Genomic DNA, 26,959 nt, shown 5'->3' on the forward strand with positions numbered 1-26,959 from the left:
TTCCTCCCTGATCCATGACGCTATGGGCTCACTCGGCAATTGTCAACACGATTGACAATTGCCAGAGCGCTGCCTAGCTTGGCCCGGCCGCCATGGCTCCGTTATCGTGGGACACCACGCGCAGGAGGGAGAGGATGACCGGGAAGTTCGAAGCATTGTCGGTGGAGACGCTGCCGCAGCGCCTCGGCGAGACCACGGCGCTGACCGAGCGCATTGGCAAGGACGCCGGCCACTGGAAAGTACGCGAGGTCGGCGACGGCAATCTGAACCTCGTTTTCATCGTCGAGGGCGACCAGGGCGCGGCGGTGGTCAAGCAGGCGCTGCCCTATGTGCGCCTGGTCGGCGACAGCTGGCCGCTGCCTTTGAAGCGCGCTTTCTTCGAGTATCACGCGCTGACGAGGCAACAGCGCCGAGCGCCAGGCTCGGTGCCGGCGATCTATTATTTCGACGAGGACCAGGCGCTTATTGTCATGGAGTATCTGGCGCCGCCCTACATCATCCTGCGTCGCGCGCTGATCGACGGCCGCGAGCTGCCGAACATTGCGCGCGACATCGGCCTGTTCATGGCCCGCACGCTGTTCCGCGGCTCGGACCTCTCAATGCCGACAAAAGAGCGCAAGGCCGATCTCGCGCTGTTCGCCGACAATGTCGAGCTCTGCGACATCACCGAGAACCTGGTGTTCTCCGATCCCTATTTCGACGCCGAGATGAACCGGCACACCAGCCCGCAGCTCGACCGCCTGGTGGCCGAATTGCGCGCCGACCGCGACCTCAAGGTCGAGGCGCAGCGGCTCAAGCACCTATTCGCCGCCAATGCCGAAACACTGCTGCATGGCGACCTGCATTCCGGTTCGATCATGGTGACCGACACCGAGACCCGGATGATCGATCCGGAATTCGCCTTCTACGGCCCGATCGCCTTCGACGTCGGCATGCTGCTCGCCAATTTCTGGATGGCCTTCTTCTCGCAGCGGGGCCATGAGCAGAAAGGTAGCCGGGATTCGATGCGCGCCTACCTGCTTAAGGTCACGGCCGAGAGCTGGGCGGTGTTCCGCGCCGAGTTTTCGCATTTGTGGCGAACCGAGCGCACCGGCATCCTCTACCAGAAGAGCCTGTTCGAGGATCAGGGCGACCTGCTCGGTTCCGAACAGGCGCTCGACCACATGCTTTCCGGCATCTGGACCGACCTGCTCGGCTTCGCCGGCATCGAGGTGCACCGACGTATCCTCGGTCTCGCCCACAATGCCGATTTCGAGACCATTGCCGACGCAGACCTTCGCGCCAAATGTGAAGCAAAGGCGCTGCGCTTCGGCCGCCACATCGCCGTGAACCGGCGTCAGATCCACAGCATCGACGAGGTCAACGCATTGGCCGCGCTGGTCGAACAGGAGAAGAGCCTTTGAACGTCGGCGAACGCCACTATCGTACAATTTGGCTCAGCGACGACAAACGCTCGGTCGAGATCATCGACCAGCGCTGGCTGCCGCATGAGTTTCGCGTCGAGACGATCGGAACGGTTCCCGGCATCGCCACCGCGATCCGCGACATGTGGGTGCGCGGCGCGCCGCTGATCGGCGTCACCGCCGCCTACGGCGTCGCCATCCAGATGACCGACGATCCCTCGGACGAAGCGCTCGACGCGGCGTGGGAGACGCTGCACAAAACGCGACCGACGGCGATCAACCTGCGCTGGGCGCTGGACGAGATGCGGCGTTTTCTGAAGCCGCTGGCGCCGGGAGAGCGCGCCGAGGCCGCCTACCGGCGCGCCGCCGAGATCGCAGACGAGGATGTCGGGCTCAATCGCGCCATCGGCGAGAACGGGCTTGCCATCATCAAGGAGATCGCGGCGAAAAAGAAGCCTGGCGAGGCGGTCAACATTCTCACCCATTGCAATGCCGGTTGGCTGGCGACGGTCGACTACGGCACCGCCACGGCGCCAATCTATCTGGCGACGGAAGCCGGCATTCCGGTCCACGTCTATGTCGACGAGACCAGGCCGCGCAACCAGGGCGCCCAGCTGACCGCCTGGGAAATGGCCGGCCACGGCGTGCCGCACACGCTGATCGTCGATAACGCCGGCGGGCATCTGATGCAGCATGGCGACATCGACATGGTGATCGTCGGCACCGACCGCACGACGGCCAATGGCGACGTCTGCAACAAGATCGGCACCTATCTCAAGGCTTTAGCCGCCGCCGACAACGACGTCCCTTTCTATGTCGCGCTCCCCTCGCCCACCATCGACTGGACGGTCGCCGACGGGCTTGCGGAAATCCCGATCGAGGAGCGCGCGAGTGACGAGGTTTCGCTGGTGTGGGGTAGGACGGCCGACGGCAAGGTCGCGCAGGTGCGCGTCTCGCCCGACGCAACGCCGGCGGCAAACCCCGCCTTCGACGTGACGCCGGCTCGGCTGGTGACAGGGCTGATCACCGAGCGCGGCGTGGCGAAGGCTTCGCGCGAGGCGCTGAAGGCAATGTTTCCCGAGCGCAGCTAATCTTCGCCCGGTGCTCTCGGCCGTGCTCACGCCGCACAACTATCATGAGAGCGCCGAGCACCGCCGCTTCTCCCACGAGCATTTTTTGGTGAAGGGCAAGGAAGCGGCGAAGGCCTGCGTCGAAATCCTTGCCGCGCGCGAGCGGATCGCTGCTTAGACTCGACTCGGGCCGGATTTCAGCCCTGCAACAAGAATTGCGGCCGAAAGGGCTTCAAAAGGTTGCGGTAGGTCAGAAATCCGGCCAGAAGCAACGGGGCCGCCCGCCCGGGCCGGCCTTTTCAAACACGGGCTCGAACCAGATACGGGAGACTATTCGTTGGCTCGCATCACACTGAGACAATTGCTCGACCATGCCGCCGAACAAGGCTATGGCGTGCCTGCCTTCAACATGAACAACATGGAACAGGGCCTCGCCATCATGGAGGCGGCCGAGGAGACCAAGTCGCCGGTCATCCTCCAGGCGAGCCGCGGGGCGCGCGCCTACGCCAACGATGTGGTGCTGGCCAAGCTGATCGACGCGCTGGTCGAGATTCACCCCGACATTCCGGTCTGCATGCATCTCGACCACGGCAACAACGAAGCGACCTGCGTCACCGCGATCCAGTACGGCTTCACCTCGGTGATGATGGACGGTTCGCTGAAGGAAGACGGCAAGTCGCCGGCCGACTACGCCTATAATTCAGGCATCACGCGCCGCGTCGTCGATATGGCGCATTGGGGCGGTGTCTCGGTGGAAGGCGAGATCGGCGTGCTCGGCTCGCTGGAGAGCGGCGGCGGCGAGCAGGAGGACGGCCACGGCGTCGAAGGCGCCATCAGCCACGATCAGTTGCTTACAGACCCGGTGCAAGCCGAGCAGTTCGTGCGCGACACCCATGTCGATGCGCTGGCGGTGGCCATGGGCACCAGCCACGGCGCCTACAAATTCTCGCGCAAGCCGGATGGCGCGGTGCTGGCGATGAACGTGATCGAGGAGATCCATCGCCGCCTGCCCAACATGCATCTGGTCATGCACGGCTCGTCATCGGTGCCGGAGGAGCTGCAGGAGATCATCAACAAATATGGCGGCCAGATGAAGCCGACCTGGGGCGTGCCGGTGGAAGAGATCCAGCGCGGCATCAAGCACGGCGTGCGCAAGATCAACATCGACACCGACAACCGCATGGCGCTGACCGGCGCGATCCGCAAAGTGCTGACCGAGAACCCTTCCGAGTTCGATCCGCGCAAATATCTGACGCCGGCCATGGCGGCGATGAAGAAGCTCTGCAAGGAACGCTTCGAGCAGTTCGGCACTGCCGGCAACGCGCCGAAGATCAAGCCGATCCCGTTGTCGGAAATGGCCAAGCGTTACAAGGCCGGCAGCCTCGACCCGAAGTTCGGCTGAGCCACCTCCTCCCGCGACCGGGTTCCAGCCGGTCGCGGGAGCATCCCCGCCCTCCCACGGCACCAATTCCGCGAACCTGACGTCATTGGCATTGGCCAAGGAACCATCCATGGCCGAGCTTAGTTGTGTCCTGACGCAATGGAGGGTGCGCCGACCGGCGTCGCCGACGGGAAATGCTCGAGCCGCTCTGCTGCGACATGCCGCTTCATCCGACCTGGCCGGATCTCGTTGCGCGGCTGTTGCTGACGCTGGTCGCGGGCTTCCTCATCGGCTTGAATCGCGAGGCACGCGGCCATTCCGCCGGCCTGCGGACGACCATCCTGGTCGGCCTCGCGGCTTGCGTCGCCATGGTCCAGGCCAACATGCTGCTCGACGTTGCCGGCAAGGGACCGGCCTCATTCGTGCGCATGGATGTGCTGCGCTTTGCGCTCGGCGTGCTCACCGGCGTCGGCTTCATCGGCGGCGGCGCCATCCTCAGGCGCGGCGATCTCGTCACCGGAGTGACCACCGCCGCCACCATGTGGATCATGACGATGATCGGGCTGGCCTTCGGCGGCGGCCAGTTCGGCCTCGGCGCGATTGCTACAGCATTGACGCTGGTGACGCTGCAGGCCCTGAAGTGGGTCGATCTCAAGATCCCGCGCGACCATAAGGCGATCCTTGCGGTCTCATGGCCGAAGACAGCCCCGCCCGACCTCCAGGAGATCGTACGGCCGCTCGGATACGATGCCCGCTTCGTTGGCATGGAGCACGATGCCGACCGCGACCGCTTCGTGTTTTCCTTCCAAGTCAAATGGCGGCAGCCAGATGCAGTCGAGCCGTCAACTGAGGTGCTGGCGCTGGTCGGCCAACACTGCGAGATCGAGCGGTTTGAATTGATCAGCGAGAAAGCGCCCTGATCAGCGTCAGAAGGGTGGCGAACCTATTCGGCTGCGCTTGGCGTTTCCGAATCCGGGCGAACAAGCTTGATGTCCGCTCCCGCCGCCCAGGCGCCGATGTCCTCCCGGCGCAGCGCCGCCGCCATCATGTCGGGAAAGTGGTCCGGCGTGCAGGCGAAGACCGGGACGCCCAACGCCGCGACCGAGCCGGCCATGGAGGAGTCGTAGCCGGGACGGCCCTGGTCGGTGAGCGCCAGGAGCACAACGACATTGACGCCCGACCGCACCAGCGCAGCCAGCCGACGAAGCAGTTGGTGACCGTTGCCGCCTTCGTAGAGGTCTGTGATGAGGACGAAATGCGCCTTGGTCGGCCGCTCGATGCGCTCGGCGCAATAAGCGACCGCCTGGTTGATGTCGGTTCCGCCGCCGAGCTGGACGCCGAACAGCACCTCGACCGGATCGCTGAGCTCGTCGGTCAGATCGACGATCGCGGTGTCAAAGCAGACCAGCTTGGTGCGCACGACCGGCAAGGAGGCCATCACGGCCGCGAAGATCGAGGCGTAGATGACCGAACTTGCCATCGAGCCGGACTGATCGACGCAGAGCGTCACTTCGTCGAGGTCGACCAGCCGACGCTGGCGGCGCATGAAGCCGACGAGCTTTTCCGGCACCACGGTCTTGTGGTCTGGCTGGTAGTGGCGAAGGTTCGCCGCGATCGTGCGCGGCCAGTCGATGTCGCGCTGCCGCGGCCGGTTGGTGCGCCTTGAACGGTCGAGCGCGCCGCGGATCGCCTCGGCGGTCTTCTGCTCGAGACGCTGCATCAGCTTGGCGACGATGTCGGAAATGATCGAGCGGGCAATGTCCTTGGTCTTTTCCGGCATCGCCGAGCGCAACGAGACCAGATCGGCAACGAGATTGACGTCGGCCTCGATCGCCTTGAGGAATTCCGGCTCCATCAGCATCTGCTTCAGGTTCAGGCGCTCGAAGGCGTCCTTCTGCACGACCTGGACCACCTGCTCGGGGAAGAAGGAGCGGATATCGCCCATCCATTGCGCGACGCGCGGCGCCGAGCGGCCAAGCCCGCCGCGCCGCTTGCGCGGATCGCCGGCGTGGCCGCTGCCGTCGCCGTAGAGCGCATCGAGGGCTGCCGAAAGCCGCCGGTCCTCCTGCGACAGCGCCGAGGAGGACTCATCGTCGGCGCCGATCGCCAGGCGCCAACGGCGCTCCCGCGTCCCTTCGATCGGGTGAAGATCGGGTCCGACCGTTTCATCATCCATGGTTGAGCTCCCCCGTGAGCAGCTTGCCGAGGAGACCAAAATGCCGGCGCCAGGCCTCGCCGCCATCGGGTGCCGGCGTCAGTCCGGCGGGCAGGCTCGCCCTGCGGCCGAGCACGGCCTCGATCAGGCGGCGGCGCTCCATGCTGTCGAGATTGGAAAATACGCGGCGCAGCAAAGGCAGATGCGCAACGAAGGCGTCCTCGTCGAGCGATGCCAGCCAGGAATCGACAGCGCCGCGCAGCCCCTCGTCATAGATCAGCCTCTGGCCGGCGCCGCTGAAGAAGCCTTCGAAAAAGGCGGCGGCATCGATGACCGGCGTTCCGGGCGACAGCCGCTTTGCCAAAAGGCCGGCCGTGGCCTCGACCGAGAGGTGCCCGGCCTCGTAGAGCAGATGTGCGGCGCAGCCAGCAACGAGCGCCGTCGAGCGCGATGAATCGAGCACGGCCGCAAGGCCGTTCCGCCAGGCATCCAGGACATGCTCGTCCGGTTCGACCAGCCTGATCGCCTCGTCGGCCTTGCGCAGCGCCGCCATCAGCGCTGCGGCGGCCTGCGCGTCGAGATCGCGCGCGGCGTAAGGCAGCGCGATCGCGCCTTCGATGACCAACCGCTCCAAGAGGCCGGCAAGCCGCTGCGTCTCGGTTTTGCGCGCTTCGCCATAGCGGATGATGTCGGCAAGTGGGGGCACCGACGCAAGGAGCTCCAGGCATTCGCTGCTATGCGCCGCCTTCTCCTCGAGCGCGGCGAGGCCGGCCGCGGACGCCTCGCTCAAGGCGGCGGTGATCGCGCTTTGCACCAGCGTGGCCAGAGCATCGAGCGTCGAAGCGGCGCCGATCATCTGGACAAGCCGGCCGTTGGCGGCCTTCTCGATGGTCGGTCCGTAAATCAGGTTTTCGACCAGGCGCACGGCGTATTCCGGCTGCCAGGCCAGCAGCCAGCGCTCGCGGAACGTGCCGCGGCTGCGGCCGACATCCGTCAGCCTGCCCCAGTTCACGCCGAGCACGTTCAGCCGGTGCAGAAGCGTCGACCGAAAGAGACCGCTCTCGCTGCGCAGGTCGATGGAGAGCTCGCGCTCCAGTGCTTCAGGCTTGAGCCGCGCGGCCTTCTGGTTGCGCTGCAAATCATCGATCAGCGGCGCGAGCGGCGTGTCGGCTGGAATCTCGCCGACATCGGCGCCGAGCAGCAGCTCGGCCTCGACCATCTTCCACAGCAAGGCCTCGCCGTTGAAGAGCGCCGCGATCGAGGCCTCACGCAGTTCCTCGAAACCCGGTTTCGGGCGCTCGCGTATGGCGGCAAGCGCCCGCGCCAGACGCTCCGCCTCGATCAGCGAGGCGGTCGAAATTATATGGCCCTTGGCCCTGAGAACCGAAGCGATCCGCGCGAGCCACAGCACCGAAGCGTCATCCTGCCCGCGCGTCTGCCACAGGTGCTTGCTCCAGCCCGGCGCGACGACACCGGCGCCGTAGCCATAGCCCAGCGCCAGCCGCGGTCCGGTCCATGGCGCGAAGGTCATGGCGGTCTTGCGCCGGCCGATGCCTTTGAGCAGTGCCTGGTCGCTCTTTTGCGGATGCGCAGCTTGCAGGGCGGGCACATGCCACGCGCCGCAAACGACGGCCAGCGGCCCGTCGATTTCTTTGCGCGCAGCGGCGATCTCCAGCCGCATATGCGCCTCGCGCATGGCCTCGAACTTGCCAATGGACGTCTCGCCGTCGCGCAGCGTCGTCATCGCGTCGGCGATGGCAGCAAAGATCGGCCCGGGTGCGGGATTCTGCTCAATGATATCGGACCACCAGCTTTCGCCGTCCTCATAGCCGGCGGCGCGCGCCAAAGTGCCGATCGGATCAAGGATCCGTGAGCTTGCTTCGCTCTGCTTTTCGGTGGCCTCCGGTTCGTCCGCATCGGCGTCGGTCGAACCCTCGGGTCCGTGCTCGGCAAGCCGCGCGGCGGACGGCAAGTCGATGAAACGCAGCGCCGCCTTGTTGGCGACAGCCCACAGCGCCGCCTGATATTCGGGAGAGAATTCGGGGAAGGGCCAGAAGCGCGTCGCGGCGGGATCGTCCTCGGGGTAGCAAAGCAGTGCCACCGGCGGCTTCATGTCCGGGCTGGCAAGCAGGGGCAGCAAGGGCGAGGCATCCACCGGCCCCTCGATCAGCACGGCGGCCGGCTGCAATTCCTGCAACGCTCTAACCAGGCTCGCGGCGGAGCCCGGCCCATGATGGCGAATGCCGAAATAGCTGATGCCGCCTTGCGTCATGGCTCAGATGGCCGCGTTGAGCGCCGCGTAATAACCGGCGTAGTCCGGCCGCTTCTTCAGCACCGTCTCCAAATATTCCTCAAGCACGACCTTGTCCTGGACCGGGTCCTTGACGATGGCGCCGACCAGGCTTGGCGCCAGGCCTTCGGCGTGGAGCTTGCCGCGGTCGAACCAGGCCGCCTGGCTGAGGCCGCTGATCATCGTGGCGATCGCCTCGGCGGTGGAGAGCGAGCCCGACGGCGTCTTCAGCGTCACCTTGCCGTCGGCGGTCGCGCCGGAGCGCAGCTCGCGGAAGATGGTCAGCACGCGCGCGATCTCCTCGCCGACATTTTTCGGCACCGGCAGGTCCAGTCCGCCGGCCATCTCGCCGACGCGCCGGGACACGATCGAGACCTCTTCCGCCATGTCCTCCGGCAGCGGCAGCACCACGACATTGAAACGGCGCTTCAGCGCCGAGGAGAGTTCGTTGACGCCCTTGTCGCGATTGTTCGCGGTGGCGATGATGTTGAAACCGCGCTGCGCGTAAATCGAGGTGTTCAGCTCCGGCACCGGCATCATTTTTTCGGACAGCACGGTGATCAGCGTGTCCTGCACGTCGGAGCCCATTCGCGTCAGTTCCTCCAGGCGGCAGAGCTTGCCTTCCTGCATGGCGCGGTAGAGCGGCGTCGGCACCAGCGCCTCCTGGCTCGGCCCCTTTGCCAAGAGCTGCGCATAGTTCCAGCCGTAGCGGATCTGATTCTCATCGGTGCCGGCCGTGCATTGCACGATCAGCGTCGAGTTTCCCATGATGGCGCCGGCGAGATGTTCCGAGACCCAGGATTTTGCCGTTCCCGGCACGCCGAGCAGGAGCAGCGCCCGGTCGGTCGCGAGCGTCGCCACCGCGGTTTCCATCAATTGCCGACGTCCGACATATTTCGGGGTGATAAGCGTGCCGTCGCCCGCCTTGCCACCCATCAGGTAAGTGAGGACGGCCTTGGGCGACAGGCTCCAGCCGGCAGGCTTCTGGCGGTCGTCGTCGCGCGCGAGCGCCTGCAGTTCGGAGGCATAGACCTGCTCGGCCGGAAGGCGGATGGCTGCGTTCATGCGATCTTCTCCGGGTTCATCATCTCTCGGATTGCGAAGGGTTTCCGGCCAGCGCCGCATTGAGCCGCAGCAGGCCGAGGGATGGGGAAGCGGGCGACAGGCCGGCGGCGATCACCTCGTCGATCAATTTTTCCGCCGCCTCCGGATTGGCCAGAAAGCCCAGGGTCTCGAGATATTGCTCGGCGCTTCGTTTCATGACGTCGTTGTCACCCGAGACGGCGGAACGCAGCGCTGGAATCGTCTTGCCTTTTGCGAGGTCGCTCCATGCCAGCCAGCCCGCTTCCGCGCCTTCGACCAGGTTGAGCGCGGCCAGATTTTGCCCATCATCGAGGATCTGCCTGATCAGGACACGCTTCCTGTCGTTGTCCAAACGCGACATGAGCTGGAGGACGAGAAGCGCCAGCCTGCCGCCGGCGGCGGCAAGCAAATCCGCCAAACAGGCGACCGCCGCATCGCTGCCGGACACCGCGGTCATTCGAACGAGAAAGAGATCGGCACCCTCATCGACGCCGAACTGCCATGCGCCAATGAAATCGGGCTCAGTCTTGCCGAAATGGGCGACGAGATCGCCGAAGTAACAGGACGCGAACAGGTCGGCGCGACGCGACTTTTGCGCAGGCGACTTGGGTTTTATCGGCGTGTAGGTGGTGCGGCGGCGGATGAAGCCGGATTTGCCTTCCTCAATGAAACCGGCGAGCTCGGCTATCGGATCTTTCGACGCGCCATCCGCTGGATCGCTACGTTCACCCAACCTTGCCAGGAGCCGGCCGGCCGTTTCGCGCACCTTGCCTGAGCGATCGGCGGACAGGCTCTTTAGAAATGGAATGTCATCGGCACTCAAGCCGAAGCGCATCAGCTCCACGAGCGCAAGCCTGACCTCCGCCGGCTCGCTCGCTCCCTTGGTCTCAATCAACGTCCGCGCCAAGACAGGCATGGTGCGCCGTAATTCGACCAAAGCTGTACGGCGCGCCGCAGGATAAAAATCATCCCAGGTTTCAGCGGTGAGTTGTCCTCGTCGAGACTGCCTGTCGCCATCCGCGCCTGCTTGCCAGTCGACCCAGGGAGCATAGATATCTGGGCTTTCCTGATCCGACGCAGCAGGCATCCAATCCATCGGATGCAGCACGAAGCCTCGGCTGGCGACGAGTGTGGCCACGCGGGTCTTGAGCCTCGCATCAGCGGCGTATTTCAATGCGGCACGCAGCAACGGTCGCAGCCAATCAGGAAGCATCGGCAGCGCGAGCATCGGCAGCGGCGGACGGCGTTTCAAGGTTTTGGGCGCCGCCGGCCGAAGCGCGACATCCAGCGCCTGCGCGGCGATCGCCAAGAGCCGACGTTCCTGCTCGTCCGAGCTGGAGGCAGCCGCGAACTCCTTCCATTCGGCGGGCGCCAATTCGAAAGCGGCGCCGCCCGAAATCCAGTTGTCGCGAAGCCTCGCCAGCCCTGCCTGCTCGAGCTCGTTCATGAGAGATTGAGCCTCCCGATGCTGCTTTGTGAGGCCAGAAGCTCGAGCCTGGCGCCGTTCCACAGTGCTGCCGTGACTGTCAGATCGAGGCCAAGCAAGGTCTGGTTGACGGAGCCGGCGACTGGCAGGGCGATGCCATGCGAATCGTTCGCCGCCTGCCACCAGGCGCCATCCTTCTCGTCCAGCGCGATCGCGCCCGCCGGCAGGAGGATCGGACAGTCGGACAGCCACGGCGCGCCGTCCTGGAAAGCTGCATAGGCGGCCAGCGGATCGCCGGCAGCGTTCGGAGCAAAATCGGGCCAATTGCCGGGCGACGCATCGCCCAGGCGTTCTGCGACCAGTGCGCGAAGCGGAATTCGGGATGGATAGAACACCAGCCTCGCCTTGAAGCGATCCCCCGGCGCGAAGGCGCCGGAGCGGCGCCCGGCCGAGGCCGGGAAGAAGTCCAGGAGGACGGCAAATCGTGGGATTGGGCTTTTCAGATCGAGCAGCCAGGTCGCGTGGCTGACCAGGCCGTCGCGACGGGCCTCGATCTTCTCACCCAGCACCTCCCAGTCGCTCTCGACCTTGACGGCATCCGGATTGGCAAGGATCTGGTCGCGTGTTTCGGATGTCGAGACCAGGCGCTTCAGCTCGGCATCGTCGGGCGCGGCACGCCAGGCCTTGGCGAGCAGCACCAGCTTACCCAGCTCTCGGATAGCGGCGTCCGGCCGCTCTTCGCTGCGCAGCGCCATCAGTTTCGCGGGCAGCTCGTCGATACGCCCGGCCAAAGCGGTCGCCTTGAGGTCTACAAGCCGCGCCGCGATGCGGCGGCAGCGCTCGCTGCTGGCGTCGACAAAACCGGCAAGGCCGAGCCGAAGCTGGTCGGCAACCCACTGATCCAATTCGTCGAGCGCTGCCGACACGGCACTTCGCGTGTCCTCGGCGCGCTTGCGCTGCGCCGCCTCGCGGCGCTCGGCGGCCGCGGCGTCTTCTACGGCAGCGCTTTGCTCGGGCCGCAACGCCTCGTCGATGCTTTTGCTTTCCGCGCTTGCCGGCGCCGGCGTCGGCGGCTGGCCCGGCTTGCGGCGCCGCCCGAGCCAGTCATTGACCCATTCCGGCGTCTGGTCGACCCGATCGAAGCTGGCGGGCGCGGTGGCGCCGATCCACATCAGCCCCAGTATGTGCTTGCACGGCAATTTTCGCGATGGACAGGTGCATTTGTAGCCGTGGTCGCGGGCATCGAATGCGACGCGGTAGGGATTCGCTCCCGAGCCCTGGCATTCGCCCCAGATGAGGCCCAGCTGTTCGTTTGTCTCGAGACGGGGCCAGTTGGACCGCTTGGTCAGCTTGGCGGCGGCGCCCAGCGAAGCCTGGTCGGGCGCGAGCGCCTCGATTGTTTTCAAATCCAGCTGCAAGCCGCTCCCTCATGACCCCCGAAGCATGATGTCGCGACGATAGATACCTGTTTGCGGCGCGCTGGTGTAGCTCCAGCCGCTGAAAAGTTGGTGTCTTGTCTAACGTTGCGTTGCCCTGTTCATCGTCAGGCGCGCACCCACCAGGATGGCGTGCACAGCATAGGCGCGGCGATCCTCGGCGCTGACGGCCAGCCGATCGGCACGCTGTCCATCGCCTCCCCTGTCTCGCGCGTAGACGATGCGGTGGCGGCCCCCGGGCGAGGCGGCGATCAGGGCGGCGAGGCTCATCTCGGCGCGGCTGACCGGCGAGGCATGACTCATCTTCCCCGTTGCGGCGAAGATGGTTAGGTGCTGCCGACGCCGTCCCGATGGCAGCTGGCGTCGTGCCCCAGCTTCTCCAAGCCTGACTTCATCATCTGCCTCCTCCACCAGTCGCTTCGCGTTCCGCAACCGGCGGATTTCGCGGCCGAATTCCTCACCGTCAAACAGCGTCCTGGTAAAATTCGATCGGCAGTCCATCGGGATCGGCGATGAAGGTAAACAATCGTCCCGTGTATGGATCTGTTCGGATGGGCTCCACCTCGACGTCTCGCGACCGAAGCAGCTCGGCTGTTGCCTCGACCGAGGCGACCGAGAATGCAATATGCCTTAATCCACAGGCCTCGGGCCTGCTGGGCCGGCTTGGCGGATCAGGGAAACTGAACAGTTCGATCTGGATGGGACCGTGACGCAAATCGCACTTCCAAGACTGCCTTTCGGGGCGCCAGTTTTCGGCCAGAACGACGAAACCGAGCTTGTTCGTGTAGAACTGCTTGGAGGTCTCATAGTCATTGCAGATGATTGCGACATGATGGACAGCCATCAGCATCAGATTGGCCTCCCGTAAAGCGTCGATAACGGCGACGCAGCACAGTCGCATCGGCTATGCCTTGGCGCAACCAGGTGGCGACACCGGCCATGCCGGCTCGGGCGAGCATATCTACAAAGTCCGGCTACCCTCCCTCAAGCCGGAGGGTTATCCGAGCGCTATCCACGCCGTCTTGAGGTCGGTGTACTTCTCGATCGCGTGCAGCGACTTGTCTCTGCCGAAGCCGGACTGCTTGAAGCCGCCGAGCGGTACCGTGATGTCGGCGCCGCCATAGGTGTTGACGTGGACGACGCCGGCATTGATGGCGCGCACCATGCGATGCGCGGTCGAGAGCTTCGAGGTCCACACGGCACAAGCAAGACCATAGACGGTGGCGTTGGCAAGGCGCACCGCCTCTTCCTCGCTTTCGAAGCGCATGACGCCGAGCACCGGCATGCACAATGTGATGTTCGGCCGCGTCGTCGACATCCGCCATGGCAGCGACGAGGCGGCGCTGCTCTATGTCGGGCGCAACTACATGCAGCCCAGCGCACTGGGAGTTTCGGTGGCTAGTCGGTCAGTCTGGCGCTGACTCCGACTCGATCAGGCTTTCCAGCATGTCCAGCAGGCGCTCGTACTGCTCGGCGCCGTAACGCTTCTCGATGGCGTCGTAGATGGCGGTGCGCTCGGGCGCCAGCTCCTCGATCAGCGCCACGCCGGCCGGGCTGATGGCGAGCAGAGCGCGGCGGCCGTCATCCTTGACCTTGTTGCGGGTGATGAATTCGCGCTCGTCCAGTGCTTTGATCATGCGGGTGAGGCTGGGCGGCAGGATCGAGGCGCGGTTGGCGAGCTCGGTCGCTTCCAGCGGACCGGTCTCGGCAAGCACGCGCAGCACGCGCCATTGCTGCTCGGTGATGTCGTGGCGAGCAAGCATCGGACGAAAATGCGCCATGATCACTTCGCGGGCGCGAAGCAGAGCCATGGGCAGGGAACGGCGGGTGCTGGGCGGCAGCAGAGTCAACTCTCCGAAAAGTTCCAGTCCAGTACGACTCGCAACAGAAATCAACGCTCGGATCGCAGCTATATCCGCGATTTCTCCGAGAGCGGCAATCCCGTCCCCGACGACCCGTCGACATGGAGACCAAGCACTTGACATTCGGTCGCCAAGCCCTTGCCCCACATGGGGATCGAATATTCGGCGAATCTCGACGCGAAGGTCGAGATGAGCGAGCTTTGCGCGCTCGTTTCACGCATCATCCTCGAGACGCGGCCTGTTCGAGCCCGGCGCCGCGCGGGTGCGCGCCTTCCGTGCAGATCCCTATGCGATCGCGGACCGGCTCCCCGAGAACGGCTTCATCGACATGATTTCCGCATCGGCAGGGACCGCAGCCGAAGAAGCGGACCGGCGAGGCGATCTTCACGGGGGTCAGCGCGCGTTCTATGTCGACACGCTCGGCCTGCAGGTGAGCGACGAGACCAGCGACGCGATCTATCTGCGCGCGCTTGAGGAGCGCGGCCACCCCAGCCCGCGCGAGGCAGACCTGCGCTGAATCGGCGCCATCGTGTCGCGCAACGGCGAGGTGGAGGAGACGGGGCTCGGCGCCGGCGTGCTCGATCATCCGGCCAAGGGCATTGTGTGGCTCGCCAACCGGCTTCACCAATACGGCATGCAAATCGAGGCCGGACAGGTGGTGCTGTCGGGCTCCTTCATCCGGCCGGTCGAATGCCGGCATGGCGATCGGATCGTCTCGGATTTCGGGCCCTTTGGTGCGATCCGCATCGCTTTCGCCTGACCGGCCGCGCGAATTTGCAAGCGGCGCGCTGCCCCAAAGAAAAAGGCCGGGCGCGAAAGCGGCCCGGCCAAGAAATGAAGGTCACAACCTTCAGAGGGGAACATCGCCCGGCGCAATGGGAGGAAAACACCGAGCGATGGCGTCTATTTGGGGCGGTTGCGGTATATTTTCCACGAACTGAATTCCAAAAACTGGCCGAAAGGCGAAAAAATATCGCGCGGGCAGCGGCAAAGCTCAGCCGGCCGCCGCTGTCTTTTCCAGAAGATCGGCATAGTGCTGCCGGGCCACGTCGGGATGCGACCTCAGACGGCTCTTCAGCACATTGGTTCCGACGTTGCGGAAGAGCGGATTGTCGGGATCGCTGGCCGGCCCGCGCGCCTCACCCGCCAGTTCCTGCGGAAGGTCGAGCAGCGGGATGGTCGCGTCGAGCCGGGCGCTGAAGAAGAACGGCACCGAAATCCGCTCGACGCCTGGCGGCGGTGTGACGACGCGGTGCACGGTTGCTCTCAGATACCCGTTCGAAGCGAGTTCGAGCAGTTCGCCGATGTTGACCACGAGCGTTTGCGGAATCGGATCCACATTCACCCAGCTGCCATCATATTCGACCTGCAGCCCTTTGTTCTCGTCCTGCAGCAGAAGGGTGAGGAAACCGCCATCCTTATGCGCGCCGACGCCCTGGTCGTCACCGGTGGCGTCGCGGCCTGGGTAGCGCACGATCTTCATGCGGTGGTTGGGCTCGCTGCCATAGATCGGGTCGAAGGCGTCCTCCGGCTGATCGAGTGACAGCGCGAAGGCCTTGAGCAGCCGGATGGCTACCTCCGTCGCCTTGGTCTGCCAGGCAAGCAGCGCCGGCTTCAGTTCGGGCAACGCAGCCGGCCACTGGTTCGGACCTTGCAGCCGGGTCCAGGCCGGCACGCTCGGCCCTTGCGAAATGGTCGCGCGCTCGACGCCGATGTCGAGCTGCTCGCGCCAGTCGGCCTTGCCCCTGGTCAGCTCGCCGCCGGCACGCGTGTAGCCGCGAAACTGCGGCGACTTCACCATCTCGATGGCCAGCTTGTCGGCCTCCGACAAGGCAAAGAAGCGCCGCGCGGCATCGAGCACCGCGTCGATGTCCGGCTGCGTTATGCGGTGGCCGCTGAGATAGAAGAAGCCGACATCGCGAGCGGCGGTGCGCAGATCAAACAAGAAGGTCCGCAGTTCCGACTCGCCCTGCTCCAGTCGGTCGAGATCGAGCACCGGGATTATTCTGGCCATGGACAGCTTCCTCTTGGCGGCAACTCTCTGTTTTTCGCAAGTCCGGACGGAAAACCGATGCGCACTTTTCCTGGAATTGCTCGAGCAACCCCGCCGCACGATGACATGCGCGTCATTGCAGGTGAAGAAACGCGCCAACCAATCTCGTTGCAAATGGAGCAAGCCGCCGCTCAATTCCCGGGTTTTCGCGGCAAATTGCGTTCATTCGACTTCCGCTTCTCGCGTTTCGCCTATCCGCGATGATCCAGCCACGCGACCAGCCGGTCACACCACTGGATGTCGCAGACCAGCACGATCAGCACCACCACCGCCGCAACCATGACGCGGTCTCGCGTCGGGGCGCGTTATTGCACGGTTCGTGGAATGGATCGTCAGAACGTCTCGACCCAGGGCCTCAGCTCGACCTCGAAGCTCCAGGCGCTGCGATGCTGGCGGTGGACTGCGAGATAGGTCTCGGCGATCGCGTCCGGCGAGAGGCGGCGATCCGGCCGGTCTGGCTCGGCCGCCTGCCCGGGCGGCTCGATCTGGCCGTCGATGATGAAATGCGCGACATGGATGTTCTTCGGACCTAGCTCGCGCGCCATCGACTGCGCCAGCCCGCGCAGCCCGAATTTCGGCATGGCGAAGCCGGCCGAGCCGGAGAAGCCCTTGAGACTCGCAGTGGCGCCGGTGAACAGGATCGAGCCGGAGCCGCGCGCAACAAGCCGGCGCGCCGCCTGCTGGCCGACGAGGAAGCCGCCATAGGCGCCGACGAGCAGGGCCTGCTTGACCGCCTCGGGATCGAGCTCGGCGATCGGGCCGCGCGTGCGGCCGCTGGCGTTGAAGACGGCAATTTCGAGGGAGCCGGCCTTGTCGGCCGCCTCGAACAGCCGCGCGACGGAGGCGGCATCCGACACGTCCGTCTCCACCGCCTGCGCACCCGTCTCCTGAACCAGCGCGGAGAGCTTGTCGACATTGCGGGCGGCCAGCACGACGCGAAAACCTTGCTTGCCGAGGAGCCGCGCCAGCGAAGCGCTGAGGCCAGCTCCAGCGCCGGCGATCACTGCGACATTGGCGGCCATGTCGTTCCTCCTGCGAGTACGCGTTGTTCAGTTGAGATCGATAATCGCACAAGCTCGCTCCTTCGGCGGCAACAGGCAAGGACTAGGTTGCTCCGTTTTGGCAGTGCGACACAAAGGCGGTGCACGGTGAGAGGTCCCGGCGCATCCGAAAGACTTGCCTGTCGCGCCGATCCGTCCGACACGTGGTCCAGCGGCGATTCGAGGAACGACCATGGAACCAATCTGGGCCGTCGGCCTGATGACCGGTACGGTGCTTGACGGCAATATCGACGTGGCGCTGATTAAAACCGACGGCGAGCGCATCGCCGACACCGGCACATACACACTGGCCCCCTACCCGCAATCGATCCGCACCCTACTCGAAGAGACCCTGCGCCAAGCACGCGTCTGGAATTTCGAGGGGCCGGAGCCGACGATTTTTCGCGAGGCGGAGGAGGCGCTGACGCGCGCGCAGTCGGCGGCGGTCAGGGATTTGGTCGAAAGCCAGGGCATGACGATGGCCGATATCGGCGTCGTCGGCTTCCACGGCCAGACGGTGCTGCATCGCGCCCCGCAGCCGCGACGAATCGGCCGCACGCGCCAGCTCGGCGACGGCGAGCTGATGGCGGCCCTGCTTGGCACCAAAGTCGCCTATGACTTCCGCACGGCCGATGTGGCGGCCGGCGGACAAGGCGCGCCGCTCGCTGCCGCGTATCATGCGGCGCTGCTCAAAGAGGCCGACGCCAGCGGCGACACCGCGGTGCTCAATCTGGGCGGCGTCGGCAACGTCACCTGGTGGGACGGCAAAGACAACATCGTCGCCTTCGACACCGGGCCGGCCAATGCGCCGGTCAATGATTTCATCAAGGCGAAGGGCCTCGGCGAGATGGATCGCGACGGCAGACTGGCTGCCGCGGGTACGGTCGACGAGGCAAGGCTAGAGCGGCTGCTGCAGCATCCGTATCTGACGAAGCCTTACCCAAAATCGCTTGACCGCTTCGACTTCACCGCGGCCATGGCCGACGGGCTCGGCGCGGAGGACGGCGCGGCGACGCTGACGGCTTTCACCGTCTCGGCGGTCGGCAAGGCGCTCGATCTGTTGCCGCGCCGGCCAAGACGACTGGCGGTCAGCGGCGGCGGCCGCCGCAACCCGACCATGATGGCGATGCTCGGCCAGCGTGCCGGCGTCGAAGTGGTGCAAGCCGAGACGCTCGGCTGGAAGGGCGACGCGGTCGAAGCGGAATGCTTCGCGTTCCTCGCGGTGCGCGTGCTGCGCGGCCTGCCGATCAGCTTTCCGAGCACCACCGGGGTGCCGCAGCCGATGCACGGTGGAAAGCTCGCGGGTTAAGACAACTTCTTCTGCAGGAAGATGCGGCTGCGGCCGACCGGAAAATCGGCGAGCGTGCCGAACGGCTGGTAGCCCTGGCGCTGATAGACCTTGGCCGCGGTCGGATTGAAAGTGTCGATCCACGCGGCCTGGCAGCCGCGCGCCAGCGCTTCCCGTTCGGCTGCGTCCAGCATGCTCGCGGCGATGTGCCGGCCACGCCAGGTTTCGTCGACCCAGAGCCATTGCACATAGAGCCAGCCCCAGGCGGTGTAACCGGAAATGCCGGCGACGATCGCGCCGGCGTCGTCGCGAACGAAGACGGCGAGCGTCTTCCGGCCCGAGGCACCGACATCGCTGTCGTTGAAGGCGGTCAAGCCCTCGCCGACACGGGCGAGATCCTGCGGCAAGGGCTCGGCGGTGATCTCGAGCGTCATCTTCATGGTGGCTCCGGTGCGGTTCGGAAGCCAGCCTTAGCCAAGGAGCGAAGCGACACGCAAGCCTATTGCCGGGCAGAGCGCCACGCCGCGGCCGATGCCGCCACCAGCATCAGCAAGGCGGCGACCAGGGCGCAGTTGGCGAAGCCGAGGGCGGTGTAGAGCGGGCCGAAACCGGCGGTGCCGACGGTTACGGCGAAATAGGTGACTGCGCTGTTCAGGCCCATGATCGTGCCGCGCCGCGCGGCGTCGAGCGCGGTGAGCCGCATCACCAGAACGTTCAGCCCGAAATGGTTGGCAAGGCCCCAGACGGCGATCGTCGCCATCAGCAGGCCGAAGGTGCCGCTGGCCGAGGCGATCGCCACATAGACGGCGGCGACCAGCAGATAGGCGAAGGGCATGACACGGCGGGCGCCGAGACGGTCGATGACGCCGTCAAGCAGCGCCGCCGCGCCGAAGCCGAGCCCGTAAGCGATCGCCGCCAGCCCGTTGGCGCTGACCGGCTCGCCGAGACCTTCATGGAGATGATCGCCGAGATAGCCGTAGACGCCATAGAAGGCCGTCATGAAGGCGCCGCAGGCGATCAGCAGCGGCAGGATTCCGGGCACAGCCAGCGCGCCGAGCGGCGACGGTGCCGGACCGCTTTTCCTGGTGTCGCGCAGCGAGCTGACCGACAGGCCGGCGACGGCGGCTCCGGCGAGAAGCGCGACAGCGGCGAAGACGGCCCGCCAATGGATCAGATCGGCAAGCACCGCCGACAGCGACACTCCGGCGACCATGGACAGCGTCCAGCCGGTCAGCACGACGCCGATCGTTCCGCTCTCGCGGCCGGGCGGCGCGATCGCTGCGGAGCTGGCGTAGATCGCCGGCATGGCGACGCCAGCAGCGATGCCGGCAACGAGCTGGGCCGCGACCAGCGCCGCCACCGTCGGCGCGAGCGCGCTGCCCACCAGCGCCAGCGCAAGCAACAGCAGTGCGCCCTGCAGCATGCGGCGGGCGCCGATCCGGTCGATATAGCGGGCAAGAAAAAGCGCGCTGGCCGAGGTGCCGAGGCCGAAGGCAGCGGCGGCCGTCATCACCGCCGGCACGCTTGCCGCGAAGGATGCCGCGACGGCGGGCGCTATCGGCCCGAGAACCAGTGAGTTGGAGCCGATGACGGCGATGCAGCCGGTGAGCAGGTAGGCTGCGGCCGGGATCGGTGCACGGGACGCCGCAGTCAGAATCGCTGATTGATCACTGTTCGACATATCTCCATAATGACCGAATTGAATTCAGCATCAATGGAGAATTTCCAAATGGACTCAGAAACAGATGACGTTCAGCGGAACAAGCAGCCAACCCGTGAGGTCGACCCGATCGACCGAAAAATATTAGGCGTTCTGGTCGACGATGCGACCATCAGTTATGCGGAGCTCGGCGATCGCGTCGGCCTGTCGCCACCGGCGGCGCATGAGCGGGTGAAGCGGCTCAGGCGCAGCGGCGCCATCCGCGCCACCTCGGCGATCATCGATCCGAAGGCGGTGAAGAAGCCGCTGCTCGCCTTCGTGCACATCGATACCAGGGGCTGGGGCAAGACGCCGGAATTGATGGCGATCTCGGAATGCCCGGAAGTGGAAGAGATCCATTCGGTCGCCGGCGACACCTGCATGCTGCTCAAGGTACGCACCGAGGACACAAGGGCGCTGGAAGGCCTGCTGTCTCGTATCTACGAGACGCCGGGCGTGGTCTCGACGCGCAGCTATGTGGTGCTTTCAACCTATCTCGAACGGCCGGTCCAGCCAGAGATCACGGCCGAATGGCCGGCACCCAAACATATGGCGACGCCTGTCTACTAATCCGCCGGCTTACGGGATCGTGGCCCTGCGATAGGTATCGAGGACGCGCGTGACGCTGGCAATCAGAAGCTCATGCGCGGTCGGCGTGATCCGACCGGCGCCGACCTCGGCATCGAGATGGCCGAGATACTGGCTAATCAGGGGGCGTGGAATTTCACGCTTGCCGAGTGCCGCCAGCAGCGCTTCGGTCGCATGCTGTGCGTCGGGCAATGGCCAGTAGTAGCGGATGCGGTCGCTGAAGGAGAAATGCCGCTGCAGGCGCTGCTCGTCAGGCGATCCCGGATAATATTTCTGCCAATCGCCGGGCGAGGCCAGCATGATGCGTTCCATCGCGGCCAGCAAGCTTTCGCGCGAGGGATCGGGCGCGAGCGCGTCGGCGATGTGGCTCAGGCCATAGAGCGCCTCGCGCAACGCGAAGGTGAGCCAGGGGCCGACCTTGAGGATGGCGAAGCCGTCGCGCACGAGCGCGGCCAAAGCTTCCGCGGGCTGATAGTCGGTCGAATGCGCCTCGAAGACGAATTGCGGCTGGCTTTCCAGGGCCGCGACCAGCTTCGTCGCCCTCTCGGGCGCATAGGCGATGATGTCGGCATTGCCGAATTCGACGCCGGGCTGAACGACGACACCGACGGCCCGGGCAAAAGCGGCATCGAGGCCGAGACGGGAGAAGGCCTGGTGATGGAGCTCGACCGTGCGGAGCGCATCGGCCGGCTCGGTCACATGCATATGGTCGAGCGCTTCCAGCGCGCCGCCCGGAACCGGCACTTCGGTGCCGATGATGTAGACGGGTTTTTCATCACCCGAGCGGGCGACCGCCGCCTCGGCAACCGCCGCAAGCTCGGCCGCGCGCGCGGCAATCGTCTCGTCGGCGAGTGCCACGGAATCGTCGGCACAAGCCATGCTGGTGTCGAGATGCAGCTTGGTGAAGCCGGCGGAGGCATAGGCGTCGATCATCGCCGCCGCCTTGTTCATCGCTTCCGCCGCGGGCAGATGCTTCCACGGATTCGGGCCGAGGTGATCGCCGCCGAGGATCAGCCGGTCGAACGGAAAGCCGGTCCTGCCTGCTTGCGTCTCGACGAAGGCTCGAAAGGCGGCCGGGGTCATGCCGGTATAGCCGCCCTCGTGATTGACCTGGTTGCAGGTCGCCTCGATCAGCACATCGGCGCCATTCCTCGCGCCGTGGCGGAGCGTCGCTTCGATCACCAGCGGGTGCGCCGAACAGATCGAGGCGATGCCGCCCTTCGCGCCTGCCGCGCGGCGAGCGGCGATGCCAGCAAATCTTGCCGTGGCGCCGGTCATGCGCGTGCGGTCGCTTTTGCGATGAAGGCCTCGACGTCGGCGAGCCGGTGAATGCCTTCCATCGGCCCCTTGCGGGTAACGGCGAGCGCGCCGCAGGCATTGGCGATGCGCAGTGCATCGGCGGGCGAGGCACCGCGCAGCCAGAAGGAAACGAAGGCGGCGCCGAAGCAATCGCCGGCGCCGGTCGGATCGACTTCCTCGACCACAAAGCCGGGCATGGCGAGCGTGCCCTTGCGGTCGTGATAAGTGGCGCCATCGGCGCCTTTCTTCAGCACGATGCAGGAGATGCCTCGCCCCAGCAATTCGCGGACCGCGGCCTGTTCGTCGCTGGCGGAGGAGAAAAGGAACAGTTCGTTGCCGCTCGGCAGGAAGACATCTGTCTGCGCGAGCACATGATCGAGCGCCTGACGCGTGCCGGACGCCTGCATGATCTCGCGACGGATGTTCGGATCGAAGGACACCGTGCCGCTCTTGGCCTTCACGGCCGCGATCGCGGCGAGTGCGACGTCGGTGGCGCGATCGGAAAAAAGCGAAGAGCCCATGACATGGACATGATCGGCTCCGGCCAAGAGCCGCTTGGCGGCATCGTCCATTTCCAAAAGGCCGGCGGCGCTGTTCCGGATATTGAAAACAAAATGCCTGGATGCATCGGTCCGGTAGGCGACGAAGGCGGTGCCGGTTGCATGGCCTTCACGGACGGCGATTGCCGAAACGTCGGCGCCGAGCGCGCTGAGCCGGTCGATGTTCAACTGGCCGAAATCGTCCCCGCCGACGGCGCCGATGAGACCCGCAGGCTGGCCGAGCGCCGCCGCTTGGCCGATGAAGATCGCCGGGGCGCCGGACGGAAAGGGGCCGGCCAGCGGACCGGGCTCGAGGAAGCTCTGGCCGATTGATTCCGCCATGATCTCGACGAGGATCTCGCCGGCTGAGACCAGCTTCTTCATCACGTCCTCCCAGCATTCGCCATGCATGGCTTTAGGGCTTGGAATACGGCCCCCTCTTTTTCACGTCAATTAATAAATTTACGCATGGAATAATTTCTCCGGACGCGTTGAAACTTGCGGAGCTTCCTGTAAAGTTTCAACTTGCAGACGCACGCCGATGCGCCGTATGAGCGCCGGAGCAGCGCCATGGGAGCGAGGTTCCATGCCGCGAGGGTTTGGATGCCGATGACTCACAAGACGATGGAGGAGTTCGCCCGTTCCTGCGGCGTCTCCAGGCCGACCTTGTCGAAATTCTTCGACGATCCGACCAGCGTCAAGCCGGCGACGCGAAAACGCATCGAGGATGCGCTGCGCTCGTCCGACTATCAGCCCAATCTGTTCGCGCGAAACCTCAACCGCAAGCGCACCCGCAGCATCGGCATCGTCGTGCCGACGGTGACCGACCCGTTCTATTCCGAGATGGTCAGCCGCATCGAACTCAGGCTACGCGACGAAGGCTATTGGCCGATCGTCATTTCCTCGCATGGATCGAGCGAACTGGAAGCCGAGGCGACGCGGACGATCTTGTCGTTGAAGGTCTCCGGCGCGCTGATAGCACCGCTCGGCCAGCGCTCGGACCAGCGAGCGATCGAGAAGCTGACGCAGGCGATCCCGATTGTCTATTTCGACACCTATCTCGAAGGCGGCACGCCTTTCGTCGGCAACAACAATGTGCAGAGCATGTCGACCATCGTCGACTATCTCTGCCGCTCGGGCGATGCCCCGGTCTATTTCGATATTCCGCACGTCAATCATAATTCGCGCGAGCGGGTGGAGAGTTATGTCAATGCCATGAAGCGGCTCGGGCAGGAGCCGCTCGTCTTCGGCAATACCGACGACTACACATGGGAGTTCGAACGGATCGGCTACGAACAGACGGAAAAGCTGCTCGGCAATGGCGGCCTGCTGGGCAAGACCATATTGTGCGCCAACGATCGTCTCGCCTTCGGCGTGATGGCGGCCGCCTTCTCGAAAGGGCTGAAGGTGGGCCGCAAGGCGGATTGCGACCTGCGGGTGGCTGCGCATGACGACCATCCGCTCAGCCGCTACACTTGCCCGGCGCTCACCACCATGGCGCAGGATTTCGCGGCGATGGCCGGAAGCAGCGTCGAGACGCTGCTTACCCTGCTCGACGAGGACGGCGCGCCCGTCGCGGCGAAGGTCAGTCTCGACGCGACGCTGGTGATGCGCCAGTCGGCCTAGGGATACCGAACTCCTGCTGGGCGATCACGGCGCCTCAGGCAAGCAGGCTCGCCGCCTCGTCTTCACTGAGCAGCGGCGGCTGGTCGACCGAGCCGACGACGGCGACGGAGTTCCGGCTCTCGCCGGAGGCGAGGATCGCTTCCATGACCTCGAGCACGTGCAGCGCCAGTTCGCCGGACGCGCGGGGTCTGCGCCCTTCCGACAGCGACCGCGCTAGGTCGGCGACGCCGAGCATGCGATAGTTGGCGCGGTCCGGTGCAGCATAGGGCCAGTTGCGCGCGCCGTAGAGCTCGCCTTCGCTCTCGAAATCCTTCCAATCGGCGCCGTGCGCCGATAGCGAGACCGTGCCGCCAAACGTGTCGGGATCGGGTAGCCTGAGCGAGCCTTCCGTCCCGTGTAGCTCGATCGGATGGTTGGAATGCTTGAAGACGTCCCAAGAGGCGCCGAAGGTGACGGTGGCGCCGCAGTGGAATTCGAGCAGCGACAGGATGTTGGTCGGCGTGCCGACCCTGAAGCTGGTGTTTATGTAAGGGCCTTCGGCGGTGATCAGGCGCTCGTCCTGACCGCGCGTCGTCATCGCCATGACGCGGGCGACCGGGCCGAGCAGGTTGACCAGCATCGTCAGGTAGTATGGCCCCATGTCGAACACCGGACCGCCGCCCGGCTGATAGTAGAATTGCGGATTGGGATGCCAATGCTCCATCCCGCGCCCCATCATGAAGGCGGTGCCGGTCACGGCGCGGCCGATCGCGCCCTCGTCCATCAGGCGGCGGGCACGCCGCCCGGCTGCGCCGAGGAAGGTGTCTGGAGCCGAGCCCAGCAGCAGATCGCGCTTCGCCGCCTCCGCGACCAGCCGGCGGCCCTCGCCGGCCGAGGTCGCCAGAGGCTTTTCCGTGAAGACGTGCTTGCCCGCGGAAAGCGCCGAATGGGTGATGTCGAAATGCGCCGACGGAACGGTGAGGTTGAGGACGAGATCGACCTCGGGATCGGCCAGCAGCGCATCGACCGGCAGCGCGCGGATACCGTATTCCCTGGCCCGTAGCGCGGCCATGTCGGCGGAAATATCGGCGCAGGCGCGCAGTTCCACGCCGGCGAAAAGTGCTGCGTTGCGCAGATAGGTCATCGATATGTTGCCGCAACCGATAACGCCGATACCGAGCTTCGCTCCTGATTTTGCTTGCATTTTCCTTCCGACCTCCCATGCGGCACCGCCGCAGACAACCCGTTGCAACGGCGGCGGACCATGTTCGTGACTCGCTATAGCGCATTTTAAATCTTGACGCGCGTAAAATTTTTATAGAGCATGTGAAAATGCTGGCTCGACATCGGAGGCCGCCAGCTCAAAACGATTGAGGAATTTTGCACTCATGAGCCTAGGAACCAAGGTGCGCCTTGCGCGCCTCTTCTCGCATCCGTCCGGGAAGCTTTTTGGCGGCGCGGTCGACCACTTTGTCGGCTATGGCGACGTGCGCAAAGGCGGGCTTGCCGATCTGCCCGGTGCGCTCGCGCGCGTCATGATGGGCAAACCCGACTACGTCAGCATCCAGCCCGGCACCGCGCGCCATCTGTGGCCGCAATATGCGGGCAAAGCGTCTCTGGTGATCCAGGCGGGCTGCTTCACCCCAGACGATCGCATCAGCGAGCTGATTGCAACGCCGGAGGATGCGGTGCGCGCCGGGGCCGATGCGTTGGCCGTGGCCATTCCGGTGCGCGGCGCGACCGAGGGTAAGTACATACGCTGGCTGACCGACTCGGTGAATGCGGCGGCACGCTACGGCATGCCGGTGGTGGCGCATATCTACCCGCGCGATTTCACCGACGGAGCAAAAATCGTCTTCACCCCCGACGAGATCGCCTATGCGGCGCGCATCGGCTACGAGTCCGGCGTCGACGTGATCAAGATAGGCTACACGGGCGATTTCGAGTCGTTCCGAGAGACCGTCCGGACCTGCCCGGTGCCGGTTGTGATCGCGGGTGGTCCGAAGACCGAGACGCTGCTCGGCGCCCTTCAGCAGACGGCGGACGCCATACGTGCCGGCGCGCGCGGTGCCGTGGTCGGTCGCAATCTCTGGGGGCACGGCGATCCGGAGAAGGCGGCACTTGCCTTTCGGAGCGTCATCCATGACGGCCTTTCGGCAGAAGACGCCCTGGCGAAGGCGGGTGCCTGAACGATGCCCACCGTCCCTTCAATCCTCGGCTTCGGCGCTATTGCGATCGACGACATCGTCTATGTCGATCAGCCGTTGTCGGCGGGCAAGGGGAAGGTTCTGCAAACTGCCCGAACTTTCGGCGGAAATGTCGCGACGGCCCTTGCCGCCGTCGCGCGGCTCGGCGGAACCGCCGGGTTCGTCGGATGGCTAGCCAGTGCCGCGGACGACGCCGTAGTGTGCGATCTCGTTGCGAGCGGCGTTGAAACCGCATTCGCGCCGCGCCACCCGCACGCACGCCCGGTGCGCTCGCGGATCACCGTCGGCTCGGATGGGGAGAGGTTCATCGCGTATGACGACGAAGCGATGCTGGGCACCGCGCCAGACTTTCCGGACGAGGTCCTCAGCCGCGCGGCCGTCCTGATCGTCGATAGTTACGCGATCCGGTCGATGGATGTCGTGGCTCGGGCTCGCGATCTCGGCCTTGCAATCCTCGGCGATATCGAATGGAGCAGCGGCCCAGCCACCGAGAGGCTGATCGGGCTCTGCGACCATCTCATTCTTCCCCTCGGCT

At 65.2% G+C, this 26,959-nt stretch carries 26 protein-coding genes and 5 pseudogenes; 14 read left to right on the plus strand and 17 right to left on the minus strand.

All coding sequences use genetic code 11. The features are described from left to right. The first annotated feature begins 134 nt into the window (after window positions 1–134). The 5 genes and pseudogenes from mtnK (at window position 135) to P9228_RS21565 (ending at window position 4,774) form a co-directional block, all read left to right on the plus strand. Window positions 135–1,403, plus strand: coding sequence for an S-methyl-5-thioribose kinase (mtnK, locus tag P9228_RS21545; RefSeq protein WP_095823874.1), 1,269 nt, complete (start codon window positions 135–137; stop codon window positions 1,401–1,403). Further along, on the plus strand, window positions 1,400–2,494 hold the full coding sequence (gene mtnA, locus P9228_RS21550) for an S-methyl-5-thioribose-1-phosphate isomerase (RefSeq protein WP_127214206.1): 1,095 nt from the start codon (window positions 1,400–1,402) through the stop codon (window positions 2,492–2,494). The genes mtnK and mtnA overlap by 4 nt, the downstream gene beginning before the upstream one ends. A 7-nt stretch (window positions 2,495–2,501) precedes the next feature. Continuing rightward, window positions 2,502–2,651, plus strand: a pseudogene (locus P9228_RS21555) (6,7-dimethyl-8-ribityllumazine synthase); the annotation flags it as partial. A 159-nt stretch (window positions 2,652–2,810) separates the two neighbouring features. Then, the gene (gene fba, locus P9228_RS21560; protein ID WP_067327727.1) at window positions 2,811–3,875 is read left to right on the plus strand and encodes a class II fructose-bisphosphate aldolase; all 1,065 of its coding nucleotides are present in this window, start codon (window positions 2,811–2,813) and stop codon (window positions 3,873–3,875) included. Window positions 3,876–4,048: 173 nt separating this feature from the next. Then, complete coding sequence (locus P9228_RS21565; protein WP_278055448.1) at window positions 4,049–4,774, plus strand: MgtC/SapB family protein; 726 nt, start codon at window positions 4,049–4,051, stop codon at window positions 4,772–4,774. A 23-nt stretch (window positions 4,775–4,797) separates the two neighbouring features. Here the strand turns inward: P9228_RS21565 and P9228_RS21570 are convergent, their stop codons facing one another. From P9228_RS21570 to P9228_RS21605, 8 genes and pseudogenes are all read right to left on the minus strand, one after another. Beyond that, a complete protein-coding gene (locus P9228_RS21570; protein WP_278055450.1) occupies window positions 4,798–6,030 on the minus strand; it encodes a VWA domain-containing protein in 1,233 nt (410 codons plus the stop codon). Beyond that, window positions 6,023–8,281, minus strand: a complete 2,259-nt coding sequence (locus P9228_RS21575) for a DUF5682 family protein (protein WP_278055451.1) — start codon at window positions 8,279–8,281, stop codon at window positions 6,023–6,025. The genes P9228_RS21570 and P9228_RS21575 overlap by 8 nt, the downstream gene beginning before the upstream one ends. Before the next feature lie 3 nt (window positions 8,282–8,284). Continuing rightward, the gene (locus P9228_RS21580; RefSeq protein ID WP_278055452.1) at window positions 8,285–9,364 is read right to left on the minus strand and encodes an AAA family ATPase; all 1,080 of its coding nucleotides are present in this window, start codon (window positions 9,362–9,364) and stop codon (window positions 8,285–8,287) included. Between the two features lie 19 nt (window positions 9,365–9,383). After that, complete coding sequence (locus P9228_RS21585) at window positions 9,384–10,829, minus strand: DUF5691 domain-containing protein (protein ID WP_278055453.1); 1,446 nt, start codon at window positions 10,827–10,829, stop codon at window positions 9,384–9,386. Continuing rightward, window positions 10,826–12,214 carry an SWIM zinc finger family protein gene (locus P9228_RS21590; protein WP_278055454.1) on the minus strand — a complete coding sequence of 463 codons (1,389 nt, stop codon included), beginning with the start codon at window positions 12,212–12,214 and terminating at the stop codon, window positions 10,826–10,828. The genes P9228_RS21585 and P9228_RS21590 overlap by 4 nt, the downstream gene beginning before the upstream one ends. Window positions 12,215–12,325: 111 nt before the next feature. Then, window positions 12,326–12,547 (minus strand): hypothetical protein, encoded by a 222-nt coding sequence (locus tag P9228_RS21595; RefSeq protein ID WP_095823881.1) that lies wholly within the window; start codon window positions 12,545–12,547, stop codon window positions 12,326–12,328. A gap of 160 nt (window positions 12,548–12,707) precedes the next feature. After that, window positions 12,708–13,094 carry a VOC family protein gene (locus P9228_RS21600; RefSeq protein ID WP_278055455.1) on the minus strand — a complete coding sequence of 129 codons (387 nt, stop codon included), beginning with the start codon at window positions 13,092–13,094 and terminating at the stop codon, window positions 12,708–12,710. A gap of 147 nt (window positions 13,095–13,241) precedes the next feature. Then, a pseudogene (locus P9228_RS21605) lies at window positions 13,242–13,526 on the minus strand (aldehyde dehydrogenase family protein); the annotation flags it as partial. Between P9228_RS21605 and P9228_RS21610 the strand changes: the two are divergent. Further along, window positions 13,510–13,665, plus strand: coding sequence for a hypothetical protein (locus P9228_RS21610; RefSeq protein WP_156751111.1), 156 nt, complete (start codon window positions 13,510–13,512; stop codon window positions 13,663–13,665). The pseudogene P9228_RS21605 and the gene P9228_RS21610 sit on opposite strands and share 17 nt — an antisense overlap. Here P9228_RS21610 and hpaR read toward each other — a convergent pair. Further along, window positions 13,651–14,055 carry a homoprotocatechuate degradation operon regulator HpaR gene (gene hpaR / locus P9228_RS21615; protein WP_095800975.1) on the minus strand — a complete coding sequence of 135 codons (405 nt, stop codon included), beginning with the start codon at window positions 14,053–14,055 and terminating at the stop codon, window positions 13,651–13,653. The genes P9228_RS21610 and hpaR overlap by 15 nt on opposite strands. Window positions 14,056–14,244: 189 nt before the next feature. Between hpaR and P9228_RS21620 the strand changes: the two are divergent. Both P9228_RS21620 and P9228_RS21625 read left to right on the plus strand, forming a co-directional pair. Next, a pseudogene (locus P9228_RS21620) lies at window positions 14,245–14,437 on the plus strand (5-carboxymethyl-2-hydroxymuconate isomerase); the annotation flags it as partial. A gap of 168 nt (window positions 14,438–14,605) precedes the next feature. Beyond that, a pseudogene (locus P9228_RS21625) lies at window positions 14,606–14,866 on the plus strand (2-oxo-hepta-3-ene-1,7-dioic acid hydratase); the annotation flags it as partial. Between the two features lie 234 nt (window positions 14,867–15,100). Here P9228_RS21625 and P9228_RS21630 read toward each other — a convergent pair. Next, window positions 15,101–16,120, minus strand: a complete 1,020-nt coding sequence (locus P9228_RS21630; protein ID WP_278055456.1) for an isopenicillin N synthase family oxygenase — start codon at window positions 16,118–16,120, stop codon at window positions 15,101–15,103. A 57-nt stretch (window positions 16,121–16,177) separates the two neighbouring features. Between P9228_RS21630 and P9228_RS21635 the strand changes: the two genes are divergently transcribed. Next, window positions 16,178–16,363: a hypothetical protein gene (locus tag P9228_RS21635; RefSeq protein ID WP_141245810.1), complete on the plus strand. Its 186-nt coding sequence runs from the start codon at window positions 16,178–16,180 to the stop codon at window positions 16,361–16,363. Here P9228_RS21635 and P9228_RS21640 read toward each other — a convergent pair. After that, a pseudogene (locus P9228_RS21640) lies at window positions 16,351–16,443 on the minus strand (ABC transporter permease); the annotation flags it as partial. The gene P9228_RS21635 and the pseudogene P9228_RS21640 overlap by 13 nt on opposite strands. 48 nt (window positions 16,444–16,491) lie before the next feature. After that, a complete protein-coding gene (locus P9228_RS21645) occupies window positions 16,492–17,181 on the minus strand; it encodes an SDR family NAD(P)-dependent oxidoreductase (RefSeq protein WP_066988999.1) in 690 nt (229 codons plus the stop codon). Window positions 17,182–17,392: 211 nt separating this feature from the next. Between P9228_RS21645 and P9228_RS21650 the strand changes: the two genes are divergently transcribed. Beyond that, entirely contained in the window at window positions 17,393–18,508 is a 1,116-nt protein-coding gene (locus tag P9228_RS21650) for an anhydro-N-acetylmuramic acid kinase (protein WP_278055458.1), read from the plus strand. Here P9228_RS21650 and P9228_RS21655 read toward each other — a convergent pair. Together P9228_RS21655 and P9228_RS21660 are read right to left on the minus strand one after the other, a co-directional pair. Next, a complete protein-coding gene (locus P9228_RS21655) occupies window positions 18,505–18,927 on the minus strand; it encodes a GNAT family N-acetyltransferase (protein ID WP_066989003.1) in 423 nt (140 codons plus the stop codon). The genes P9228_RS21650 and P9228_RS21655 overlap by 4 nt on opposite strands. 59 nt (window positions 18,928–18,986) lie before the next feature. After that, a complete protein-coding gene (locus P9228_RS21660; RefSeq protein WP_067327699.1) occupies window positions 18,987–20,168 on the minus strand; it encodes an MFS transporter in 1,182 nt (393 codons plus the stop codon). A 48-nt stretch (window positions 20,169–20,216) separates the two neighbouring features. Here P9228_RS21660 and P9228_RS21665 point away from each other — a divergent pair, with 48 nt between their 5' ends. Beyond that, a complete protein-coding gene (locus P9228_RS21665; protein WP_095776664.1) occupies window positions 20,217–20,756 on the plus strand; it encodes an Lrp/AsnC family transcriptional regulator in 540 nt (179 codons plus the stop codon). A gap of 9 nt (window positions 20,757–20,765) precedes the next feature. Here the strand turns inward: P9228_RS21665 and P9228_RS21670 are convergent, their stop codons facing one another. Together P9228_RS21670 and P9228_RS21675 are read right to left on the minus strand one after the other, a co-directional pair. Next, window positions 20,766–22,052, minus strand: coding sequence for a D-tagatose-bisphosphate aldolase, class II, non-catalytic subunit (locus tag P9228_RS21670; RefSeq protein ID WP_278055459.1), 1,287 nt, complete (start codon window positions 22,050–22,052; stop codon window positions 20,766–20,768). Beyond that, complete coding sequence (locus P9228_RS21675; RefSeq protein WP_095776665.1) at window positions 22,049–22,996, minus strand: sugar kinase; 948 nt, start codon at window positions 22,994–22,996, stop codon at window positions 22,049–22,051. Before P9228_RS21675 ends, P9228_RS21670 begins: the two co-directional genes overlap by 4 nt. A 219-nt stretch (window positions 22,997–23,215) precedes the next feature. Here P9228_RS21675 and P9228_RS21680 point away from each other — a divergent pair, with 219 nt between their 5' ends. Further along, window positions 23,216–24,238: a LacI family DNA-binding transcriptional regulator gene (locus P9228_RS21680; RefSeq protein WP_278055460.1), complete on the plus strand. Its 1,023-nt coding sequence runs from the start codon at window positions 23,216–23,218 to the stop codon at window positions 24,236–24,238. Between the two features lie 34 nt (window positions 24,239–24,272). Here the strand turns inward: P9228_RS21680 and P9228_RS21685 are convergent, their stop codons facing one another. Beyond that, window positions 24,273–25,421 carry a Gfo/Idh/MocA family oxidoreductase gene (locus P9228_RS21685; protein WP_278055461.1) on the minus strand — a complete coding sequence of 383 codons (1,149 nt, stop codon included), beginning with the start codon at window positions 25,419–25,421 and terminating at the stop codon, window positions 24,273–24,275. A 184-nt stretch (window positions 25,422–25,605) separates the two neighbouring features. On the opposite strand from P9228_RS21685, the gene P9228_RS21690 reads away from it, so the two are divergent. Beyond that, window positions 25,606–26,406 (plus strand): class I fructose-bisphosphate aldolase, encoded by an 801-nt coding sequence (locus tag P9228_RS21690; RefSeq protein ID WP_095800983.1) that lies wholly within the window; start codon window positions 25,606–25,608, stop codon window positions 26,404–26,406. 3 nt (window positions 26,407–26,409) lie between these two features. Next, a partial coding sequence (locus P9228_RS21695) for a PfkB family carbohydrate kinase (RefSeq protein ID WP_278055463.1) occupies window positions 26,410–26,959 on the plus strand: 550 nt, incomplete at its 3' end.

Source organism: Mesorhizobium sp. WSM4898, from assembly GCF_029625845.1.
GTDB lineage: Bacteria > Pseudomonadota > Alphaproteobacteria > Rhizobiales > Rhizobiaceae > Mesorhizobium.

Bases quoted from the DNA above. Each gene is read 5' to 3' on its own strand.
- P9228_RS21635 (WP_141245810.1), top strand. From the start codon at position 16,178: ATGCGCACTTTTCCTGGAATTGCTCGAGCAACCCCGCCGCACGATGAC.
- P9228_RS21650 (WP_278055458.1), top strand. From the start codon at position 17,393: ATGGAACCAATCTGGGCCGTCGGCCTGATGACCGGTACGGTGCTTGAC.
- P9228_RS21595 (WP_095823881.1), bottom strand. From the start codon at position 12,547: ATGAGTCATGCCTCGCCGGTCAGCCGCGCCGAGATGAGCCTCGCCGCC.
- P9228_RS21675 (WP_095776665.1), bottom strand. From the start codon at position 22,996: ATGAAGAAGCTGGTCTCAGCCGGCGAGATCCTCGTCGAGATCATGGCG.
- P9228_RS21630 (WP_278055456.1), bottom strand. From the start codon at position 16,120: ATGGCCAGAATAATCCCGGTGCTCGATCTCGACCGACTGGAGCAGGGC.
- P9228_RS21660 (WP_067327699.1), bottom strand. From the start codon at position 20,168: ATGTCGAACAGTGATCAATCAGCGATTCTGACTGCGGCGTCCCGTGCA.
- mtnK (WP_095823874.1), top strand. From the start codon at position 135: ATGACCGGGAAGTTCGAAGCATTGTCGGTGGAGACGCTGCCGCAGCGC.
- P9228_RS21685 (WP_278055461.1), bottom strand. From the start codon at position 25,421: ATGCAAGCAAAATCAGGAGCGAAGCTCGGTATCGGCGTTATCGGTTGC.
- P9228_RS21570 (WP_278055450.1), bottom strand. From the start codon at position 6,030: ATGGATGATGAAACGGTCGGACCCGATCTTCACCCGATCGAAGGGACG.
- P9228_RS21690 (WP_095800983.1), top strand. From the start codon at position 25,606: ATGAGCCTAGGAACCAAGGTGCGCCTTGCGCGCCTCTTCTCGCATCCG.
- P9228_RS21665 (WP_095776664.1), top strand. From the start codon at position 20,217: ATGGACTCAGAAACAGATGACGTTCAGCGGAACAAGCAGCCAACCCGT.
- P9228_RS21645 (WP_066988999.1), bottom strand. From the start codon at position 17,181: ATGGCCGCCAATGTCGCAGTGATCGCCGGCGCTGGAGCTGGCCTCAGC.
- P9228_RS21585 (WP_278055453.1), bottom strand. From the start codon at position 10,829: ATGAACGAGCTCGAGCAGGCAGGGCTGGCGAGGCTTCGCGACAACTGG.
- P9228_RS21655 (WP_066989003.1), bottom strand. From the start codon at position 18,927: ATGAAGATGACGCTCGAGATCACCGCCGAGCCCTTGCCGCAGGATCTC.
- P9228_RS21600 (WP_278055455.1), bottom strand. From the start codon at position 13,094: ATGCTGATGGCTGTCCATCATGTCGCAATCATCTGCAATGACTATGAG.
- P9228_RS21580 (WP_278055452.1), bottom strand. From the start codon at position 9,364: ATGAACGCAGCCATCCGCCTTCCGGCCGAGCAGGTCTATGCCTCCGAA.
- P9228_RS21565 (WP_278055448.1), top strand. From the start codon at position 4,049: ATGCTCGAGCCGCTCTGCTGCGACATGCCGCTTCATCCGACCTGGCCG.
- P9228_RS21670 (WP_278055459.1), bottom strand. From the start codon at position 22,052: ATGACCGGCGCCACGGCAAGATTTGCTGGCATCGCCGCTCGCCGCGCG.
- P9228_RS21575 (WP_278055451.1), bottom strand. From the start codon at position 8,281: ATGACGCAAGGCGGCATCAGCTATTTCGGCATTCGCCATCATGGGCCG.
- P9228_RS21610 (WP_156751111.1), top strand. From the start codon at position 13,510: ATGACGCCGAGCACCGGCATGCACAATGTGATGTTCGGCCGCGTCGTC.
- hpaR (WP_095800975.1), bottom strand. From the start codon at position 14,055: ATGGCTCTGCTTCGCGCCCGCGAAGTGATCATGGCGCATTTTCGTCCG.
- P9228_RS21680 (WP_278055460.1), top strand. From the start codon at position 23,216: ATGCCGATGACTCACAAGACGATGGAGGAGTTCGCCCGTTCCTGCGGC.